At 36.5% G+C, this 20809-nt stretch carries 14 protein-coding genes and 2 pseudogenes; 2 read left to right on the top strand and 14 right to left on the bottom strand.

All coding sequences use genetic code 11. The annotated features are described in order from the left end of the window. Positions 1-110: 110 nt before the first annotated feature. Together RMY00_RS01055 and RMY00_RS01050 are read left to right on the top strand one after the other, a co-directional pair. A complete protein-coding gene (locus tag RMY00_RS01055; protein WP_322645785.1) occupies positions 111-665 on the top strand; it encodes a type IV pilin-like G/H family protein in 555 nt (184 codons plus the stop codon). A 118-nt stretch (positions 666-783) separates the two neighbouring features. Continuing rightward, positions 784-2994, top strand: coding sequence for an O-linked N-acetylglucosamine transferase, SPINDLY family protein (locus RMY00_RS01050; RefSeq protein WP_322645784.1), 2211 nt, complete (start codon positions 784-786; stop codon positions 2992-2994). 226 nt (positions 2995-3220) lie between these two features. Here the strand turns inward: RMY00_RS01050 and RMY00_RS01045 are convergent, their stop codons facing one another. The 14 genes and pseudogenes from RMY00_RS01045 to pseB form a co-directional block, all read right to left on the bottom strand. Continuing rightward, complete coding sequence (locus RMY00_RS01045) at positions 3221-5359, bottom strand: tetratricopeptide repeat protein (protein ID WP_322645783.1); 2139 nt, start codon at positions 5357-5359, stop codon at positions 3221-3223. A 280-nt stretch (positions 5360-5639) separates the two neighbouring features. Beyond that, positions 5640-6320: pseudogene (locus RMY00_RS01040) on the bottom strand (FkbM family methyltransferase); the annotation flags it as partial. Positions 6321-6530: 210 nt separating this feature from the next. Then, positions 6531-8951: pseudogene (locus RMY00_RS01035) on the bottom strand (glycosyltransferase family 4 protein); the annotation flags it as partial. A 2578-nt stretch (positions 8952-11529) separates the two neighbouring features. Next, positions 11530-12213 (bottom strand): PIG-L deacetylase family protein, encoded by a 684-nt coding sequence (locus RMY00_RS01030; protein WP_322645782.1) that lies wholly within the window; start codon positions 12211-12213, stop codon positions 11530-11532. After that, positions 12210-12929: a WbqC family protein gene (locus RMY00_RS01025; protein ID WP_322645781.1), complete on the bottom strand. Its 720-nt coding sequence runs from the start codon at positions 12927-12929 to the stop codon at positions 12210-12212. The genes RMY00_RS01030 and RMY00_RS01025 overlap by 4 nt, the downstream gene beginning before the upstream one ends. Beyond that, positions 12926-13528, bottom strand: a complete 603-nt coding sequence (locus RMY00_RS01020; RefSeq protein WP_322645780.1) for a class I SAM-dependent methyltransferase — start codon at positions 13526-13528, stop codon at positions 12926-12928. Before RMY00_RS01020 ends, RMY00_RS01025 begins: the two co-directional genes overlap by 4 nt. Beyond that, positions 13521-14444 (bottom strand): methionyl-tRNA formyltransferase, encoded by a 924-nt coding sequence (locus RMY00_RS01015; RefSeq protein WP_322645779.1) that lies wholly within the window; start codon positions 14442-14444, stop codon positions 13521-13523. The genes RMY00_RS01020 and RMY00_RS01015 overlap by 8 nt, the downstream gene beginning before the upstream one ends. Positions 14445-14451: 7 nt before the next feature. Next, positions 14452-15141, bottom strand: coding sequence for a class I SAM-dependent methyltransferase (locus RMY00_RS01010; protein ID WP_322645778.1), 690 nt, complete (start codon positions 15139-15141; stop codon positions 14452-14454). A 51-nt stretch (positions 15142-15192) separates the two neighbouring features. Next, a complete protein-coding gene (locus RMY00_RS01005) occupies positions 15193-16242 on the bottom strand; it encodes an N-acetylneuraminate synthase family protein (protein WP_322645777.1) in 1050 nt (349 codons plus the stop codon). Further along, on the bottom strand, positions 16239-17276 hold the full coding sequence (gene pseG / locus RMY00_RS01000; protein WP_322645776.1) for a UDP-2,4-diacetamido-2,4,6-trideoxy-beta-L-altropyranose hydrolase: 1038 nt from the start codon (positions 17274-17276) through the stop codon (positions 16239-16241). The genes RMY00_RS01005 and pseG overlap by 4 nt, the downstream gene beginning before the upstream one ends. Further along, the gene (locus tag RMY00_RS00995) at positions 17273-17911 is read right to left on the bottom strand and encodes a pseudaminic acid biosynthesis-associated methylase (protein WP_322645775.1); all 639 of its coding nucleotides are present in this window, start codon (positions 17909-17911) and stop codon (positions 17273-17275) included. The genes pseG and RMY00_RS00995 overlap by 4 nt, the downstream gene beginning before the upstream one ends. Then, on the bottom strand, positions 17901-18638 hold the full coding sequence (locus RMY00_RS00990; RefSeq protein WP_322645774.1) for a glycosyltransferase family protein: 738 nt from the start codon (positions 18636-18638) through the stop codon (positions 17901-17903). Before RMY00_RS00990 ends, RMY00_RS00995 begins: the two co-directional genes overlap by 11 nt. Then, positions 18635-19840, bottom strand: coding sequence for a UDP-4-amino-4,6-dideoxy-N-acetyl-beta-L-altrosamine transaminase (gene pseC / locus RMY00_RS00985; protein WP_322645773.1), 1206 nt, complete (start codon positions 19838-19840; stop codon positions 18635-18637). The genes RMY00_RS00990 and pseC overlap by 4 nt, the downstream gene beginning before the upstream one ends. Beyond that, positions 19798-20787 (bottom strand): UDP-N-acetylglucosamine 4,6-dehydratase (inverting), encoded by a 990-nt coding sequence (pseB, locus tag RMY00_RS00980; RefSeq protein ID WP_322645772.1) that lies wholly within the window; start codon positions 20785-20787, stop codon positions 19798-19800. Before pseB ends, pseC begins: the two co-directional genes overlap by 43 nt. Between the last annotated feature and the right edge of the window lie 22 nt (positions 20788-20809).

The following is a 20809-nucleotide window of genomic DNA, read 5'->3' as shown; positions in this document are numbered from 1 at the left end:
TGTAACTAGATTTCGCTAAACTTTTTTTATCAAGGTGATAGGAAAGCGATCGCAGTTGGGTAAGTTATATCTAGAACACACAACCACATCCTACACCAGGGAAAACACTTATGAAAACCGAATTGAAAGCAAAGTTTCTCCAACACATCATCGGCAAAAAGAAGGAAAACGAAGGTTTCACACTTATTGAATTACTAGTAGTAATTATTATTATCGGTATTTTGTCTGCGATCGCACTACCTTCTTTCTTGAACCAAGCTAACAAAGGTAAGCAGTCAGAAGCTAAACAGTATACTGGTTCTATGAACCGCGCTCAACAAGCATACTTTTTAGAAAATGCTAAATTCACTACTAGTATGGATCAGTTAGGACTTGGTATTAGAACCCAAACTGAGAATTATGCATACGCTGTTAATGGGGGTGATACTCAGGTTGCCAATAATGGTATATCTCTGAAGCCGGTGCTCAAATCTTACCAGGGTGTTGTTATTAAATCAATAGTATTATCTACCAGTGAAGCAACTACTCTAGCTGTGTTATGCCAGTCTAATGCTGTTGGTGATCAGAGTACTAGTGTTGCAACTTTTGGTCCAGCTGGAGCTTCATCAGGCACTCCACTGCAACCAAATTGTAACGCCGTCTATTCAGAGTTGACTTCTAAGTAATAACTTGAGTTCTATATCCAATTGCAAGCTTTATAACAGTGGGTAGTTTAGGCTACCCACTTTAATTTTGTTCTCAATTCTGGGAATAGTACTAGTACTATCCTAAAAATTATTGACTATGACTTCTGTCCAAACTTTTACTAACATCACCTCATCAGAGCAGCAAGCCCAGCAATATTTTATCAAAGGTAACTATACTCAAGCTGCTAGCTGCTATGAACAAGCTATCGAAACAGAACCAGAAGTGAAATCTCACTACTGGAACTTAGGATTAATGTTGCTATTGCAGGGACAAGAAGCAGAAGCGCAAATGACTTGGCTGCTGGCTATGCAGGAGGGAGAAGCCGAACAAGTTGAGCAATGGACTGTGGAATTGATAAAGGTTCTGCAAACCGAAGCCGAACGCAGAGAGACACTGGCAGATTATTCAGTTGCTTGGGCAATTCGCCAACATATACGGGAAATTTCTCCTATATATGTGAATAATCTTCTGTATTTAATTGAGCTATCTATCAAACTCAAAACTTTTACTGGTGATGAATTAACTTCTCTAGAGGTAATTGAGTTAATTCAGTCAGAAGCAATCATAGATATTAAGTTATTGTTGGAAGTATTGGGGAATATCATCAATGATAACCCTTTACATCCCTCTGTCCTAGAGTTTGCAGAATGTTGTCTAACCCATGTTAGTGAGCCTCAATCTTTCATTAATATTTTACTGCCAGCCGCAGTTAAAATTGCCCATTCTATGCGGCGGCCTAAGGTAGCAATATCATTGGTTGAGCTATGTTTACGGCTGGAGCCTGAAAATACAGAACTTCTGCGCCATCTCGCTAGTTTTTATTTAAGGGATTACAATTATTCTCAAGGAATAGAAACTGCTAAATTATGCTACTCACTGTCAAATAGTTTAACCGATCAAGTCTTTGCTAAACACCTAATCCAGAGAGGATTAATGGAAGCTCCTGCTTATTGGAACGAAGCATGCACAGTTTTCCTAGAGCAGAAATATTTACTGAAATCTTTAATAGAAGAACAACCTATAAATCTTGAATATGCTAGAGTATTGCGTCTATTTAATGCCAATTATTATGCACCTTACTTACAAGACAATCCGCATAAAAATAGACAAATTCAGAATCAAATAGCGCAACTATGTCAGCTTAACGTGCAAGAATATGCTATTGAAAAAGTTCAGCGATATAAACAACGGAGTTCACGTAATAGAAATAAGCAAATAAAGATTGGCTACTTATCACATTGTTTATCTAGGCATTCAGTTGGCTGGTTAGCTAGGTGGCTAATTCAACACCATACCCGTGAACAGTTTGATATTTATGGATATTTTATAAATTATAAACAAGTAGATGATCCATTGCAGGGATGGTATGTCCAGCAATTTAATCAAGCTTATCTAGGGGGAATTTATAGTGATGACATTGCTGAAAAAATCTACGAAGATGAAATTGATATTTTAATCGATTTGGATAGTATTACTCTGGATGTCACTTGTGAAATAATAGCGCTTAAACCTGCACCTGTACAAGTAACCTGGTTGGGTTGGGATGCTTCGGGAATACCAGCAGTTGATTACTTTATTGCTGATCCTTATGTTTTGCCCGAATCTGCTCAGGAGTACTATACAGAAAAAATCTGGCGATTACCACAAACTTATATAGCAGTGGACGGTTTTGAAATCGGTGTGCCAACTTTACGACGGGACTCTCTAGATATTCCTAGTAATGCTGTAGTTTTTCTGAGCGCTCAAAGAGGATTTAAGCGCCACCCAGATACAGCACGGCTGCAAATGAGAATTATTAAGGAAGTGCCTAATAGCTATTTTTTAATTAAAGGGATAGCAGACTCTGAAGCTGTGCAGAAATTTTTTATGCAGTTAGCAGAAGAAGAGGGTGTAGAGTATTCACGTCTACGATTTTTAAGCTTAGATGTTTCTGAGTCTGTCCACAGAGCGAATTTAGCGATCGCTGATGTTGTATTAGATACTTATCCTTATAACGGCGCGACGACAACCTTAGAAACACTTTGGATGGGTATTCCCTTAGTAAGCAGAGTTGGAGAGCAATTTGCCGCCCGAAATAGCTATACCATGATGATGAACGCTGGTATCACAGAAGGTATTGCATGGACTGATGAAGAGTATGTAGAGTGGGGTGTGCGTTTGGGGAAAGATGAAGCTTTACGCCAACAGGTAGCTTTGAAGTTGAAAGCATCTCGACAGACAGCACCACTATGGAATGGTAAGCAGTTTACGTGTGAAATGGAGAAAGCTTACCAGCAAATGTGGCAAAGGTATATTGAGAAAAGATAAGTTTGTAGTGAGGGCTTTAGCCCTCTTTCCGAGACGCTACGCGTAGCTTACTTCCCCGCAGGGGTACACTACAAACCTTTAATTATTTACGCCGTCCTACTTTTCCCCAACTATTCCGATATTGGTACATAGATTTTTTTAGCACTAAAGTCCTTACTACAAACAATTCAAAAGTTCGTAGTAAGGACTTTAGTCCTTCTCCTCTTTAATTACAAATTTAAGCACTTCAGTGCTTATTACAAACTTCTTTATAGAAGGCTTCTAAACCTTCGACACAAGCTTTATCATCAAAAAGACGATCATGATTTTGGCTCATCCTTTCTGCAATAGTGCCTCGCCAAGCCGGATCTAGTCCTAATTTGACAGCAATTTCAATATATTCAGTTTCGTTTTCAGCAATAGTATCTGTCACCCCTAGCATTTTTAAAAAGCTATCCGAATGACGACCACGCATAAATTCCCCTGGACAAGTGACAATCGGGAGATTACAAGCGATCGCTTCTAGAGTAGTATTACCACCAGACCAAGTAAATGTATCTAGATAAACGTCTGAAAGTAAGTTAATAATTAGATAGTCTAGCCGCTCTGGAATATTGAGGAATACACAATAATCCTCACTGTTAAGTCCAACAGCAGCAAAAGCACGCTTTAGGCGTGGCTCAAGTAAAGTACCACGCAAAAATACAAATTTAGCTTCAGGAAGACGACGAGCAATTTCCGCAAAAATAAAATCATATTGCGGTAGGTATTTAAAAGGAGCTTGACAGCATAAGTAGATGACTGCATCATCTTGTAAGCCAAAATCTGAACGGGTTTTGATAACTGGGGGAATATATGGCTTAGGGTAAGAAACTCCAATGTTAGGTAAGCGAATTAATTTTTCTGAGTAATGTTCTTGGGCATTTTCGGGTTCCATTAACTCGCTAGATAAAAAGTAATCAATTGTGGGTAAGCCAGTCGTTACCGGATGTCCCCAAGCCACACATTGCAAAGGCGCAAGCCGCAGACCGGCCATTTGCATGGTTTGTGCGTCCATACCTATTTCAGGAAAGACTAAGATATGCAATTTATCAGCAATTATCTGTTCACAAGCTGCTGATAAGTTATAAGGAATATGATGAAAAACATCGCTGTAATTTTGGAACTGTTGGGTAACAGGATCTGGCTCGTTTCCTGTGTAGTAACAGTAAATTTCAAAGTTTTGGCGATCGCAGTAACGTAACCAGCCAGTTAACCAAAGTGTGCCACTATAAGAATGCAGGTAATGTGAAACGTAGCCAATACGAATTTTTTGATTAGGCTGAAGCTTAGGCATAGATAAAGGAATTACCCATTGTGGATAGTTAGCTGTTATAATTTCATGTACTAACTTTCCATACTGGCGTTGCAAATCTATATCATTTTGTGCCTGATATGATAGGTAAAAATTTGTGAGGCGGCCTATACCTGCTAAAGCACTTTTTTGTTCTTCTGTAGTTTTGAGAGATGTTTGCTGAACTAAATCTTGCAGTCCTAGAGTAAAGCGCTGGCGATAGAAGTTAATTTCTTCTTTATTTTCGTATATTGATGGAACTGTTAAATATTTGAGAATTTTAAAAGTGTAATCATTAGGTAAGCATTTAGCCGCATTCTCTGCACTTAATATAGCTTCTTGAATACGTCCATTACGCCGCAAATCTATGATTAATGAAAAATGTAATCTTCCTTCTTGCGGGTAAAGTTTAATTCCTTGTTGGAGAGTCTGGAAATATTCATCTAACAAGTTTAACTGTCTATAGCAATAACTTAAATTCCAATAAATATCTGCATCACCCGATTGGATTTCTAAAAGTTTTTGATATTGAGTGATCGCTTCTGTCCATCTGCCCTCTTGAAATAATCTATTACTTAAATCAAAAGTTAACTGCTCTATATGTATATTATTGAAGCTTTTTATTTCATACACTGGGATATTTTGTATTAGAGATAATGCTAAACCCTCTATATTTTCATTTTGTAAAATAATTCGACCGTGGAGAAAAGGAATTATAGCTCTTAATTCAATTTCATCTAAATTTCCCAGCAGAGAAATTTCACATTCTACAGTAATATCAAAATTTTCTATTAGTAGCAGATTCATCGCCACAGTAGATAAAACTAAATTTGCATCATCTTCAGAAATGCCATTAGTATTTATAAGTAACGTTATCTGGCTACTATCAGAATGATTGATTACCGTTTTGATTACTTGTTCTAATTGTATAATCAGTAATTCTTCTGATTGCGACCAATCAGGAAAAACTATAACATTAATATTTCCATATTTCACACCTAATACTTCTGTAATAGACACTTCCACTCTATTAGTTAAGTTAGTTTGTTTCACTTTTAAATTACCTTTAATTAGCTAAGATTATAAATACAAAATTTTCTAGTATAATAAAGAATATTTACAAAAAAAATGACAACATACAACCTACAATTTACAACTAAAATCATTCAATCATAATTTTTTTGAGTTAGCAAAGCAATGAATTTTAGCTGCTTATTAAAATCACTAGCAGAATTAACCGATATCAATAATATCTAAATTTTCTTAGATGAGTAGATTTATAGCAACACTAGATGAAACCACTTTGGCATTTTCAACACCAATATTACTCGTATTAATGAGTAGGGTATACATTTGAACCTCTGATAAAATCATTATACTCAGATTCTATTTGTGGAATAAAATGACTATATTTTTCTGGAAAAGCAACTATATCTGTATAATAAAAAGTATTATTTTTAGTATGAATATTGTTAAATAGATACTCATTAATTTGCTCTAAGCATTGAGATGAACATCCATAAAACAACGGATTACCAAAATTATCTATAACGATATATTTTGTATAATTCATACTTGCTAGCTTTTTAAGTAAATCTTTTGCCAGATCGATATCTTTTAAGGATGAAATCTCATTTTCCCAATAAAGTATTGGACTATGTTCTTTAATTATGCTCAGAGAGGATAGTAGAATTTCAAAGTCAAATCCATCAGTATCAGTTTTTATGAGTATACACTTACCTAAATTTGAATTTTTAATAATTGATTCTAATGAATCTGATTTCAAAGTTTTAGTTTTACTTTCTACTGCTCTTGCTGTACCCATATTTTTTACCAGTTCTACATTTTTCAATTTGTTTCCTGATACAAAAGAATTTACAAAAACAATTCTTTGGTTATATTTTGAAAGGTTATGTTCCATAATACTAAAGAATTCTTCATCTGCTTCTATACATATAATTGGATTTAAACAATATTGTAGTAACAGGGCTGTTGTATCACCAACGTTTGCTCCAATGTCAACTATAAAGTCTTGATTGTTTGGTAAATATTTAGCTAAAACACCTATGAATTTATCATATAGTCTAAACTTATTCTGATAATGTGGCAAAACATGATCGTAGGGAAGAGTTATAGGAATTTCTTTAATATTGTAAGTAATTAAGTTTTTTGATAATTGATATTTAATTTGTTTTTCTTGCTTCAATAAAATATTTAGTTGATTGCTTAAATTATCGATTTGGCAAGAAGGTACTTTAGCTACTGACACTTGTGCTAAAGCTTGTTTATCCTCATGTTCTAAAATAATTCTGGCATTGAGGCGAGGTAGCAAAGCTTCCCACTGAATATCAGCTAAGTTTTTCACTAGAGAAATTTCTAATCCTTCAGTAACGTCTAAATTTTCCTCTACCAAAAGATTCATAGCCACACTAGATAAAAATAGTTCAGCATCCTCATTAGCAATGTTAGCAGTATCAATAACTAGGGTAGTTTCTTCACTATTAGGATGAGTGGCGATCGCCTTGATAACTTGTTGTAAGTCTAAACCAAGAGACTCTTCTGGTTGTGACCAATCAGGAAAAATAATTAAATTAATTTTCTTTAAATTTAAATGAAAAAGTGTAGCATTAATTAATACAGAACCGACAGTTTGCGCCATTTTTAGCCAAGAAAACTGTTCCGCCTTTACTAAACCTGCGTTAATTAATGACTGACGAATACTATGTTTTTGCACTTCAGAAAGTGCATTTCTCATAGCATCTACGTCATCATCATTTACATATATTGCAGCTTGGCCTGCAACTTCTGGAATTGAAGCATTAGGACAAGTAATTACAGGACAACCACAAGCCATTGCTTCTAATATAGGCATACCAAAACCTTCATACTTAGAAGGATAAATAAGTGCCACTGCACCAGAGTAAGCTGTTGCTAATTCAGCATCACTGAGTTCTACCCTGTGAACAACACAACCTGATGTGTATTCTCTGATTTCATTTGCTAGTAAACCGCCGCTACCTGTCACAACAATATCAAATCCACTTTTACTAACGAGCTGTGAAAGAGCTACGAAAAATAACATACTATTTTTATAGACAGTACCAGCACCAACTAAAAGGAAGTATGGCTTAGTAATACCATACTTTATTTTTAATAAGTTAATATTTTCCTGAGATACGGGTGAAAATACTTGATGATCGACACCATTTTTAGCAATTGCTACAGAGTCTAAAGAAATATCAGGAAAACACTTAACCAAATCCTTAGCTGTATTTTCTGAAACAGCTATATGGGCTATGGCGTGCTGAATTGCATAATGCTTTTCTTGCCAAAGTGGATTATTTAAGTCCCATCCCAAAAATTCGCCCATGATTTCTGGTATCATGTCATGTGCCATGAAGACAAAAGGCGTTGTTATCGGCATTGTATAGTAAGAAGAGATAAATAAATCTGCATCTTCTTCATCGCACACTTTCTGTAACATTGCTTTGTCAGATTCAGTTTTATAATAGTTATATAATGGTACAGTCCGATATTTAATACCTGCAATCTGGGGACAAGTTCCTTGACGGTCAAGCACAATAAGATGTTTAGCAAATCTCGTTTTAGCCCATTCTTCTAGTAAGGATTTCCAAACACGAGCAATGCCAGTTTCATGGAGTTGAAAGAAAACACCATCAACTATAATTATTGGTCTTGGTTTTTTAATTTGTGCAATTTGCTGCTGCATTTCATCTTCTTGTAAGAATCGCCAATTATTCGTGTTAGGTTCTTTCTGTGCAATTGGTACTATACCCAATGATTCAGCAGTATCAACCCTCGTTTCATCTCTTACCCATGATAAGTATTCACGCAAAAGAACTGGAAATTTAGTTGCTTCCTGCAAAGTCTGCCACTCACAAGTAGCATTACTATAACCATAGTATTGCTCTTTAAATCGCAATTGTTTTGCTGTTGCGTAGGCAAAATGCTGAAAAACTAAACCAAGTTTCTCAGTTTCTTGATGTAAAAAAGGATTGATTGCTGCCACATTTTGATATTGACCATCTAATAAAGTTTCTACTAATACGGGCGGTTCATGTGCTGCCCAAAATGCTCCTGGTTTAAATCTCCAAGTTCTTAGCCACTCTAGTTGAGGATTTTGTGTATAACAGTTACGAGTACTGATAATTAATTTTTCTCCTACAAAACACCAGCACCAATAGAAAGCAGCTGTTTTCTCAGGATTGCTAATGAACATTTCTCTAGTAGTACAAATCTGCTCTAATGTCCATAATTCATCTACATCAACTTGCCATAGTAAACATTCCTCTTGAATGTTTAGAAGTGGTGCATTGACCATTTCTCGTTTTCCGTCCCAGAAAACACCCTCCGGTTTTCGGTATATTGTGGCTTGGCTCGGGTAAAGTTGTGCTACTTCATCTAGATATTCTGTAGTCCCATCATAACTACGACCATTTTTATGCATTTCCTCACTGATATTTGCACCCAGTTTCACACTCCAACCTGTGTCGTGCTTTAAGTCGGCTACGCCTTCAATAATATGCCAATGCCATTTAAAAGGAAGATGTTTAAATACTTCAATGTGATACTGAATAAACGGTTGCCCATTTAGGACTATTGTAAAAAAATGAATTGGTAATTCTGGCTTTGATTTATTAACAGTGTTCAAGACTTCTAACTCTTGACGAATAACCAGTTTAGGCAGTTCAACTTTACAAATATTATCACTATTAAAAACGGATTCAAATAAGTATCGAGCAGCTTGATTTTCTGGGATTGTTTTAACTTCTTGCAGAATTTCTTTTAGTGTACTCTTTCTAAGTATTCCAAATGACAATACACTAAACGGAATGTTGAGTAGTGGAAGTACTTCTAATGCTTGTGGATATGTAATGTTTCCCTGGCGAAATACAAGTTTTTCTTGCTTATTGAATACCCCAGAGATAAATAAGCCATCCTCTATTCTGTTTTCTACAGTTGATAGCCAACCTCCAGTAAAAACTCCATTTATATCTTGAGAATCTGGAGATATTAGGATATCAATGGCTGAGGATATAAATGATTCATCATACTGAGTATAGTTGTTAGCGAGAAGTATATAATCTGCTGCTATATTTTCTGTTAAAGATAAAACAGAGTCTATAATAGTTTGATAATCGCTTAATTTGCAATCATTAACTTCATATATAGCTATGTTTTTATATCGAGATTCATGTAAATAATCAGGTGAAACTTGACTTTCAGTCGATGAAAAATTTTTGTACTTAAGATATATAATAGCTACTACAGAAATATCTGAATCCAAATTTTTATGGTAATTTAAACTCTGTTCTCTTACCAAATTTTTATGATTTTCTATTTCTTGCAATTCTTGCTTGTAAAAAGCCTTTTCTTGTTCTGGCAATAGATTATCCAAATCGTTACTAGGTAAATTATCAAGGGAAGAACCTAGTATAATTCTGTTACAAACTTTATCTAAGGTTGGATCATTACCTGGTTGTAAATCATCTAAAGTTTCAAATCTCAAGTTGTGTGAATAAAAATCCTTTATACCAATTGAGCGAAATTTATGAGAAAATTTAAAAAAGTAAGCATTTGTAAAGCGATAAAGTCTCTTTAAATCTTCTGCTGTTAGTTTCGATGAATCTGTCAATAGGTTATTAATGAGTTGATTTAGATGTTCAATACTAGTGTCTTGAATAGTGTATCGTGAGGCTTTTTCATAGGATGAAGTTGCTAATATTGCTGTTGGTACACCTCTAGCGATCGCTTCAATTGCTACTGTGCTAAAAAAGGCGAGCGCTGCATCTGTATGCCAAAGCAATGCATAAGAAGTTAACTGTTCAGAAGGCATCACAACGCGGACATTTTCTGGTAGAGAGAATACCTGTTGATAAGCTTTTGACAAAGAATCTGTTTCTATTGGAGTATCTTTGTTACCTCCTATATAAGGATGATGACGAATTACTAAGTATTCATTTCTATTTTTAAATATTTCTATTAAATTGGCAATTATATTAAATTGCTCAGTAATTCTTGCTCTATCATCTAATGCTGCTAATTCATCTTCACTTGAAGTAAATACTGCAAAAATTTTAGCTTCTAAAGGTATTCTTAATTGACGACGAATATCTATATGATTTGTTGGAAAATTATAAAATGATGGCCAGTTCATATCCAAGCCATATTCACGATTTATGAAATAATTCTTGGTTTGTGCTAATTCTTCATTAGTTAATGTTGTATTTTGCCAGTTTTTTACACAATTTAAAAGTGGCTGTGTATTCAATGTAGTAGTGTTGTCAAAAAATATAAAGCTATCATCAATCCAACCTCTTTCGTGAGTTATAACATCAATTTTTAGCTGACGTGCTACTTCAAATGCAATACGATAGGGAGCAAATCGCCCATTAAATAAAAATAGATTACTTGGCTTATAATTATTAAATAGTCTAATCAGTGCATTATAAGTAACTAAACCATCGATTAAATATTTTCTATGAACTCTTTGAATGTGATTGCTACCTAGTCCTGTCACAGATATACGAAAGTGGGTATAAATAGTTGAGGTTACCCATTTACCAATTGGTAAGTCATTATATACAGCATTATTATAATTTTCAGGACTGACTGTTTTTATCCAATTGTTAGCAATAGTGTAATCATCATTTTCAATAAAATTGCGTAGTTGTGTGTATGGTAAACCAAATAAATCTTCAAAAAAGTTTTTGCCTACTTTAGAACAGCTTTTGCATAATTCTTCGCTACTATTAAACCTTGTAATAGCGCAGTCATTATAAATGCCGTCACAACCCACAACTAAAACTTCACAGTCACGAAGTTGTAATGCAGTAGCTACAACAGCATCCAGTTGGTTATGAATTAGCCACAAGCCATAGGGAGAAAAGAAAAGAACTTTATTTTTGGTAGACATAGCGTTGATTTACTTCCTAAAAAAATATTTTAGTGATGTGAAAATATCTCCCATTTCCATGACTGGAGTAATGCAAAGCGATCGCCTATTAACTCAAGCAATCTAACGCTATATCTACTATGTATCCAAGGGGAATTCTACTGATAAATTCTTCTAAATTCACGCTAACTGCAAAATTACTTCTGTGAATTCACGGTGATTGCAGGACAGTGAGTCTTTATAAAAATTTAAATCTACTACTTAGAGTTATGACTACAACAGCAATACCTCACCTTCACTGCCTCAACTAATTCAGTCTTCTCCCTAAGATAAATGCCTCAGCAGCTTCGACACCTACACTAGCACCACGCCAGTGAGCTAGATGCTCTAAAGCCGCAATCGAACGAGCATGAGGCCAAGGACGCATCTCAGACTCATAAGCTGCTAATGCCTCTAGTTTCAAACTTAAGGTTTCTGATATATCCACAAACCAGTTAGGGACAAAGGCAGGAGCTGAACCTGGAGTTTGCCATTCAGTACTAGAAGCAATTTCAAAAAACAGTAGGGTTTTAACAGTACTACTGGGCATCGGTCGAGTAGCAGTTACTACCGCCTGATGAACACGGCAGTGGTCAATATTAACATCACCAATATGGTGAGTATAAATAATTGCTGGCTGATATTGAATAATTTTTTGTTCTATGACTTTAATTATGTCTAACAAGTCGCAAGTGTCCATGCGGTTATCAGGGAAGTCATGCAGCGTTAGAGAAGCTACTCCCAGGATTTCATTAGCTTGATGGGCAACTTCAGCCAAAGCTGAAAGTTCATTTTGCAGCTTTTTGCGATCGCGTTGTGGAGTGCGGCTGGTAGCTCCCTCTGCTAAAATCAGAACATCAACGCGATCGCCTTGTTGAGTATGTTTAGCGATCGTCCCTCCACAACCGAGTACTTCATCATCAGGATGAGCAGCAACTACAAGAATTTTCATACTAAAGCTGATGTCTGAATCAGGTCTTGATTGTTGAGTAAAATATCCCTACTTTGAGAACCACAATTAAATAACAAATCAATAATAGACATATATGGTTCAAAGTTTTTTCCTCGGTATTGAGGATAATTTGGGTGATGATAATTCTGGTAGATAACTTTAATCCCTTCTATCTCGAATAACTCCTGACGAATGTAGTCCTGTCCGAGAATACCAGACAGGTAAATATTTGCTCCTACTTTTTGGCATAGGTTCAATACCAACTCGTCTTTTACTCCTTCTGGATGCATTTGGGAACTGAATAGCAATGAAGTATTAATCTTTAAAGCACTCAGCAAGTAATTAGTAATTTCTCGACACAGGTCAGAAAGATATTGCCATTCATGCTGATAAACTGACTCAAAAAATGAACTATGTTCTTGAAAATAAGGCGTTTTTTTATAGCTATGATATATTGTTTGCCAATGCTTTAATCTCCAGTTAGTATTATTATCAATTTCTAACTTATGAATTGGTAGACTACCAAAATTATTTTTTGTTCTGACTGGAACTGTTAGCCAGCACCAATCATTAGTTGTTTTAACTTTATTCCGATTAGTAAAACTATTCTTTTCAAATTGCACATGATCTAAAACTATGTGCAATTTACTGATAGCAATACGATGAAAGTAACCTAGCCAAGGAAGGTAAGCTGGTTGATTAATGGATACAATCATTTGTAATCAGATTCCCTATACATATAGATAGTAAAATCATGTGGTAAGTAATCATGACGAAGAGTTACCCGAGGCGTAAATGTTCGGCAAAATTTAAGTGTAGTCAAAGGGTCTGCATAAAATTCTCCAGGCTCTTTATTTTCAGCCCAACTACTTAGAGAATTAAATACTACTGCTTTATTACAGATATCAAACATTGCCTTGATACTCTTCTGCATTAATTCATTATTTGCAAAAGTAAACAATCCACTTCCTAATACATAGTCTGCATTCCAATTATTATCATGCTCTAAAATGTTACCGACTCTAAACTGAAATTTAGGATAAGAGATACTAGCAGATGCTATCATTTCTGCCAAAACATCAATACCTAAATATTGACCTCTAAAATTAATTTCTTCTAAATATTCTACTAAATGACCTACTCCACAACCAATGTCTAATAAAGAAGTATTCAAAACATCTGCTACTTCTAATAAGACTTGAAATCTTATTTTTTGTCCGTAACTAGATCCCCAATCCACTGCACGAAATGTAGAACCATGTTGTTGGAGTAATTGTACATAGTGTTCTTGAAGTTTAAGAAAATACTTACTCAATTGATTCACCAATATTTTGATGTAACATATCACCTAAAGAAATGCGAAAGCCTTGCTCAATTTGTGGTTCAATTGTAAAGTCTAGAACCCGCAGAATACCCTCTCCACATGCGACACAGAACTGCTTATCTAAACTAACTGATAGTATTTGTCCAGGTGTAGCTTTATGAAAACTAGATTCAACACAAGCTTTCCAAATCGTTATGTTCCAATTGCCAAAATAAGTAAAAGCACCAGGATATGGCTTTGCTACTGCTCGAATTAGATTATGTATACTGGAAGCTGTTTGCTGCCAATTAATCAAACCATCTTGAGGTTTACGAGCTGGAAAGATTGTAGCTTGGCTATGATTTTGTGGCTTTCTAGGAATTTTTCCTGTTTGAAAGTACTTGAGGACAATGCGAGTCAAGTTTTGATAGATAGGATAGATGATCTCTAAGGCATCACCTACATCTTGTGTTGGACTCAGTTCAAATCTGATTTGCTCTATAATATCGCCAGTATCTGTACCATTATCTATAAAATGAGCAGTCAATCCTAATTCACGCTCACCCTGGAGAATAGCCCAATTAAGAGGAGCACGGCCTCGATATTTGGGTAACAAACTCGGATGCAAATTCACTGCACCCAAAGGAGCTAACTGAAGCAGGGAAAGTGGTAAGAGATATCTATAATCTGTTACCCATAGCAAATCAGGTTGTGCATTCTGGATGAAATTTTCTAAACTTGGATTTTTACCAATACTACGAATAACAGTCCACCCCTGTTGAATAGCAAAATCGTAAACAGATAGATATCGAATTCCATCTTCAGGATCAGGAGGATGGCTAACTACACCTACCACATCTGCCATTTTACTTATTGTCTCAAGAGCCTTGACACCAACGGTATGATTGCCTAAAAAAACAATTTTCATACACAGCTTATTGAGGTAATTTTTGAGCGATCGCTCGCCACTCTGAATGCGCCGTATACTGGGGTTGAACCTGTTCAATTATTTCCAAGTGCTGTATGCTCAACAACTGCCAATCCTGTGTAAATAAAGCATCTATTTCACGCCTCCCATATAAGCAAATTTGCCCCACTCCCACCAATGTGCCAGCAGAGATATCTAACGTTAGCCCATCAGATCCCAGTCGTCCAGATGCATAACTACTATGGCGATCGCTATAAGGATTAAAATAGAATTTCCCGCCTGCTTGTAGTACGCGTCTAATTTCGGCTACCGTTTGTTGTACCACCGAAAAACCACAGCAGGTAATAGCAGCCCGGTCTATTACCAAATCAAAATAGTTATTTTTAAAAGGTAGTTGATTAAAGCCACCTGTACGAAAGTCACCAATCAAATTATCTTCAGAAAAACGTTTTTGTGCATACCTAATCGCGCTGGGACTAGCATCAATACCCGACACGGAAAATCCTTTACGTGCTGTAAACCAAAGATTGCTGGCAGTACCACAACCAACCTCTAGAATTCTCAGCTCATGGCGTGGCTTGTAATATGGATAATGCCGGAAAACAAAGCTTACTATTGCATCCCAAGGATAGCGCTGCGAATGCCCCTGGCTATATTTCTCTTCCCAAATGGGATCGAAGGTTAGTGTTTCACTCATATAAAATCTATAGTATTGAAAATACTATCTGTTGCTGGTTACGGAAATACTTTAATTCAAGTTTGATAACTTAATAACTTTGTTGGCTGGTAAGGCATATTTAAGAGTGCGTCCTACTAGTAAATATAAATGAGCTGGTGGTATACCCGTCCCAGGACGCTGGAAGACAATATCATCTTGGGTCAACAAATGCCCTGCTGGTAATGAATGCGCGGCTACACAAGATAGGCGATAGTTATGACGGCTTTGTATTTCACTAGATGTAGGCTCTATACGTGAATTGCCTAGATATTTTTCTGTTTTTCGTACTGCTGTAACCAGATCCCGAAATTCATCGGGGTCAGATGAGAAGTGGTGATCTGGGCCTGGCAAATTTTTATCAAGCGTAAAATGCTTTTCAATCCAACAAGCTCCTAGTGTCACTGCTACGACTGCTCCAGTAGTCCCCTCAGTATGATCGCTGAAGCCCACTAAGCACCCAAAAACTGCTAACAGCGTCGGTATTTTACGTAGGTGTACGTCATCTGGTAGTGTTGGGTAAGATGAGGTACAGTGAAGCAGAATTAGCTGGTTGTTTCCTGTTTGGTAGAAGGTACGTAAAGCATCGTCAATTTCTGCCAGTGTTGCCATACCTGTTGAAAGTACAGTAGGCAAACCTGTTTGCCCCATTTGTCGAATCAGGGGTAAATGTGTCAGGTAATCAGAGCCATTTTTCAATACTGGTACACCGATTTCTACTAAATCTCTAATGCCAGCTTTACTAGTAGGTGTACTGTGAAAGCTGATGAAGCGGCGATCGCAGTAAGCTTTTAATTCACGCAGCGCTTCTGTTGTGAGTTCGCAGCGTTTAAACATTTCATACTGCGACTCAACAACAGTTTTACCTTGAGAAATATACTCGTAAGCCAAAGACTTATCAGAAATGAAATCCTCGGTTCGATAATTTTGAAATTTCACTGCATCAGCACCAGCATTAACAGCTGCATCAATGGTTTTTTTGGCTAATTCGATATCACCATTATGATTAATACCTATCTCTGCCACCAAAAAACAAGGCTGACCTCCTCCAATTAAGCGCTGGTCAATGCGAATTGGATTCATTTTTTTGCCTCCATTAATATGGTTATTATTCTGGCAGTGCAATAACCATCTAGCAATTGTTGAGCGTGCCGACTAATTTCTATCCTTGTTTGCTTGGCTAATAGTAATTTCTTAATTGCTTGTGCTATCTCTACTTCTGAAATATCTTGATGCCAGCCTAAATTAATAACTATATTCAAATTGCCGAGTTTTTCAGCAGTATCTTGCTGATTATCTGCCAAAATTAGCACAATGCTGGGTAAACCCATAAAAGCCAGTTCCCAAGATGTAGAGCCACCAGCTGCGATCGCCACATCAGCCCAAGCCATTAACTCAGGCATATTTTTAACATTCCTTTTCAAATGAATCGGAAACTTTGATTCCTGACTAACCACTAGCAGCCGATCATAATGTGGATTGCTTCCTCCAACTATAACAACAGCTTCTAGCTCTTCCACTTCTACTTTTTGCAATCCTTGAATAACTTTGAGAGTTACATTATCTGGATCTGCACCGCCTAGTGTAACTAATAATTTCTTAGCTATCAAAGGGAGCGATCGCTGCCATCCCCGCCACTGCCAAAACTCCCGTCGCAAAAGGCTATAGTTTGTACCAAGCAACAACTGAGTATATGGCTGTCGATTTCTGTACAATTCTTCCTCGGGATGAATATTTTGATTTAAAACAATGTCCGCATAGTACTGTTTTGCGTGTCCATAATCATCAATGAATAAAAGTTTTAGCTCAAATTCCTTGATGATTTCTTGATACTTAGCACCAAATTGGTAGCCATCCACTACAACCCAATTTGCATCGAATTGACGCGCAAGTTTTGCTGTTTCTTCGGCATCTTCAGCACTGCCAATCTCAATCGGTAGATAGATAACTTCCATTCCTCCCGACTTTAACCGAGTTTTTAAATCTGGAGCTTCCGTCGCCATCACAAAAATTACTCCACCCCCTGCATCTTGCCAAGCCTGAGCCAAAGCTAAACAGCGCATTACATGACCTGTGCCTATTTGTGTTGATGCATCTGCCCGAATCAATAGTTTCATTTATAACCAGTCTTTTCTAATAAAAACCAAGTCAAATCATCCTGAGGAAATTGGCTATCTCGGTGATATACAAATCCATAATCTAATAGACGTAAGTCATGAAATTTATCAAGCATCTCACCTGCAAAATCTCGCTTAAATAATTTATCTTGATGACCACGGTAAGTTATTTTTACAGGTGTGGGATTATAATATTCTGCAATACAAATATAATGATTACTAACTTGATAAAGTAGTTCATACGCTTTGGTAAGCATATCTGAACTGATATGTATCAAAACTCCCTTAATCAGAGTTAAGTCATATTGGCGCTCAGGTACAAAGTCAAATATTGACTGATGGTAAACCTGATAATCATCATGTGATTGCAATTTTTCCACAGCTTTTTGGTTAATTTCAACTGCTGAAATTTCTGCTTCCGGAAGAAGTTGTCTAATTGCTTGAAGATTAAGACCTATATTGGCACCGAACTCAATTAAAGAGTGAATATAGTGAGTTCTGGAAAGGATTTTTGTAAATAATGAAATATTATTAGCAATCAAAATATTTCCTTTATTCCTAGCGATGTATTCATCACCAAATTTACCAGCCCAAAAATATTCTTGCTCAGTTCTAAATTCCGAGTTACTTACCATATTTTTTTTGTTCTACGTGTGCGTTAATTAGCGACCAATCAGGATACTGCCTCAACAAATCTAAACAATCTCCTAAGCTGAATTTTGGAATTTGAGGATAAAGTGCTTCAATAATTCTTTTTATCAGTTCAAAATCATCTTCTGTATCCACTGTCCAGCGATGTGAACTTTGATTTTCTGAAGAAACTACTTGAGCAAATCGATAACGTTCGGGGTGCATATAAATAAACGGAGTCACATGTTCCCGGTCGGGTTGTGCTGTTGCTTCTACAAACGCTTGATGTAATGCTATAAATGAAAAAACCTCAGTATCCATTCCCCGTGGATAGCTTCTTTCTAAACAATTAGAAACATAATCATATTCATATTTATGCTCAAGATAAAATTGAATTACCTTGTCAATCACTTGTGGATCGATAAGTGGGCAATCAGAGGTAACGCGAACCACTACATCTGCATGATGTTCTTTTGCTGCTCCATAATATCTGCCTAAGACATCTTCTTCAGAACCTCGAAAATATGGAATTAAAAGGCGATCGCAAAGTTCAATGATTGGCAAATCTGTACTATTGATGGTAGTAGCAATTACAATTTCATCAGCTAACTTGACTCGCTTTAATCTCTCAATCTGATATTCTAATAAAGGCTTATCCAATACCTTTTTGAGTACTTTTCTAGGAAGGCGAGTTGAAGTCATTCTTGCCTGAACAATAATTACAGTTTTCATGTCAGGCTCTCTCTTAGTGAAATTACTACTTTATTCTGACTCTCTTCATTTAGCCCATAATATAAAGGGATAGTAATAGCTTCCTCGTAGTATTGCTCAACCTGTAGAAAGTCTCCTAATTGAAAACCTAATTTTTGGTAGTAAGGTTGTGTATGAACTGGAATGTAGTGCAAATTCACACCAATTCCTGTGCTGCGAAGTTCTTCAAATACCTGTCGATGAGTTTTATTAATCTTGTCCAGCTTGAGCCGAATTACATATAAATGCCAGCTAGATTCAGAATCAGGGTGTTGCCAAGGTAATATTAGAGGTAAATCTTGTAGTAGCTGATTATATCTTTGAGCTATCAACTGCCGACGTTCCACAAATTTATCTAGTCTTTGCAGTTGACTGCTACCTAATGCTGCTTGAATATCTGTCATCCGATAGTTGAAGCCTAGTTCTAGTTGCTGATAATACCAAGAACCATGAGATTCTCCTTGCATCAAATATGGATTGCGAGTTATGCCATGACTTCTTAATCTAATCAATCTCTGATATAATTCCTTATGATTTGTTAGCACCATACCGCCTTCACCAGTTGTGATAATCTTTACTGGATGGAAGCTAAAAACCGCCATATCGGAAAATTGGCAGCAACCAATAGGTTGTCTTTGGTAGCTTCCGCCAATCGCATGAGAAGCATCTTCGATAATTTTGAAACCATAACGCTGTGATAAAGCAGCAATTTGTTCCATCTCACAAGATTGCCCTGCAAAATGCACGGGTATTAATATTTTGGGCAAACAACCTTGCTTTTCTGCCTCAGCTAACTTACTTTCTAATTCATATACGCTTAAATTGTATGTATTTGAGTTAATATCAACAAAGTCAACCTTTGCACCGCAGTAAAGTCCACAATTAGCTGAGGCAACAAAGGTATTTGGTGATGTCCAGAGAATATCTCCTTGCCCCAAATCAGCAGCAAGACAAGCAATATGTAATGCAGCTGTTGCACTAGAAACCGCTACGGCATATTTCACTCCACAGTAGTTAGCAACAGCTTGCTCAAATCTATCTATAGCTGGGCCTTGAGTAATCCAGTCTGAGCGCAAAACTTCAATTACAGCATCAATATCTTCTTGATTAATATCTTGCCTTCCATAAGGAATGTAGTCACTCATTTCTTTAGCATATCGAGTAATTGAAAACCTTTTAGCCATTCTGTATTTATCTCTGAGCTATACTCAAACCCTTCAGAGACAGGGACTCCTTTTTCACTTAAAGCGTTGCAGGTGTAATCCACAGAATGAGCATATTCAATAGTTGGTTTAATCACATAATGATCGGTAAACTCCAAGACTAAATGTGAAGCTTCAGAAGAAAACATGGCTTCATGTAATTTTTCTCCTGGTCTGATGCCAACAACTTTAATTGGGACTCCTGGTGCGAGTGTTTCAGCTAAATCGGTAATTTTCATTGAAGGAATCTTAGGTACAAATATTTCTCCTCCTTGCATTCTTTGAAAACTGTTAAAAACTAAATCCACAGCTTGTTGGAGTGTAATCCAAAAGCGGGTCATACGTGGATCTGTAATGGGAATCTCTGGAGATTTTTCTTGAATTAGTTTTTGAAAGAAAGGTACTACTGAGCCTCTTGAACCAACAACATTACCGTAACGAACTACAGCAAACCGAGTTTTCATCTCCCCAACAATATTATTAGCTGCAACAAAAAGTTTATCAGCAGCTAGCTTGGTTGCACCATAGAGATTAATTGGATTAACTGCCTTATCTGTTGAGAGGGCAATCACCTTTTCTACTTCTTGATCGAGGGCGATATCAATAACATTATTTGCCCCATGAATATTAGTTTTAATACATTCCATTGGGTTGTACTCAGCAGCAGGAATATGCTTGAGCGCCGCAGCATGAATAACAAAATCTACACCCCGCATTGCCAGACGTAGCCGATCGCGATCGCGCACATCTCCAATGAAATAGCGCATCACTGGTGTGTTAAACTCCTGCGCCATTTCATACTGCTTCAGTTCATCCCGTGAATAAACTATGACTTTCTGAGGTTGATATCGGCTGAGAATCGTTTTAACAAATTGCTTACCGAAGGAGCCTGTACCACCAGTGATCAAAATAGATTTACGATCAAACATGTTTTGTAATCTGAAAATTATT

The sequence above is a fragment of the Nostoc sp. ChiVER01 genome (genome assembly GCF_034531155.1).
In the GTDB taxonomy this organism is placed as follows: Bacteria; Cyanobacteriota; Cyanobacteriia; order Cyanobacteriales; family Nostocaceae; genus Nostoc.
This window is presented reverse-complemented; position numbering and strand designations above follow the sequence as displayed.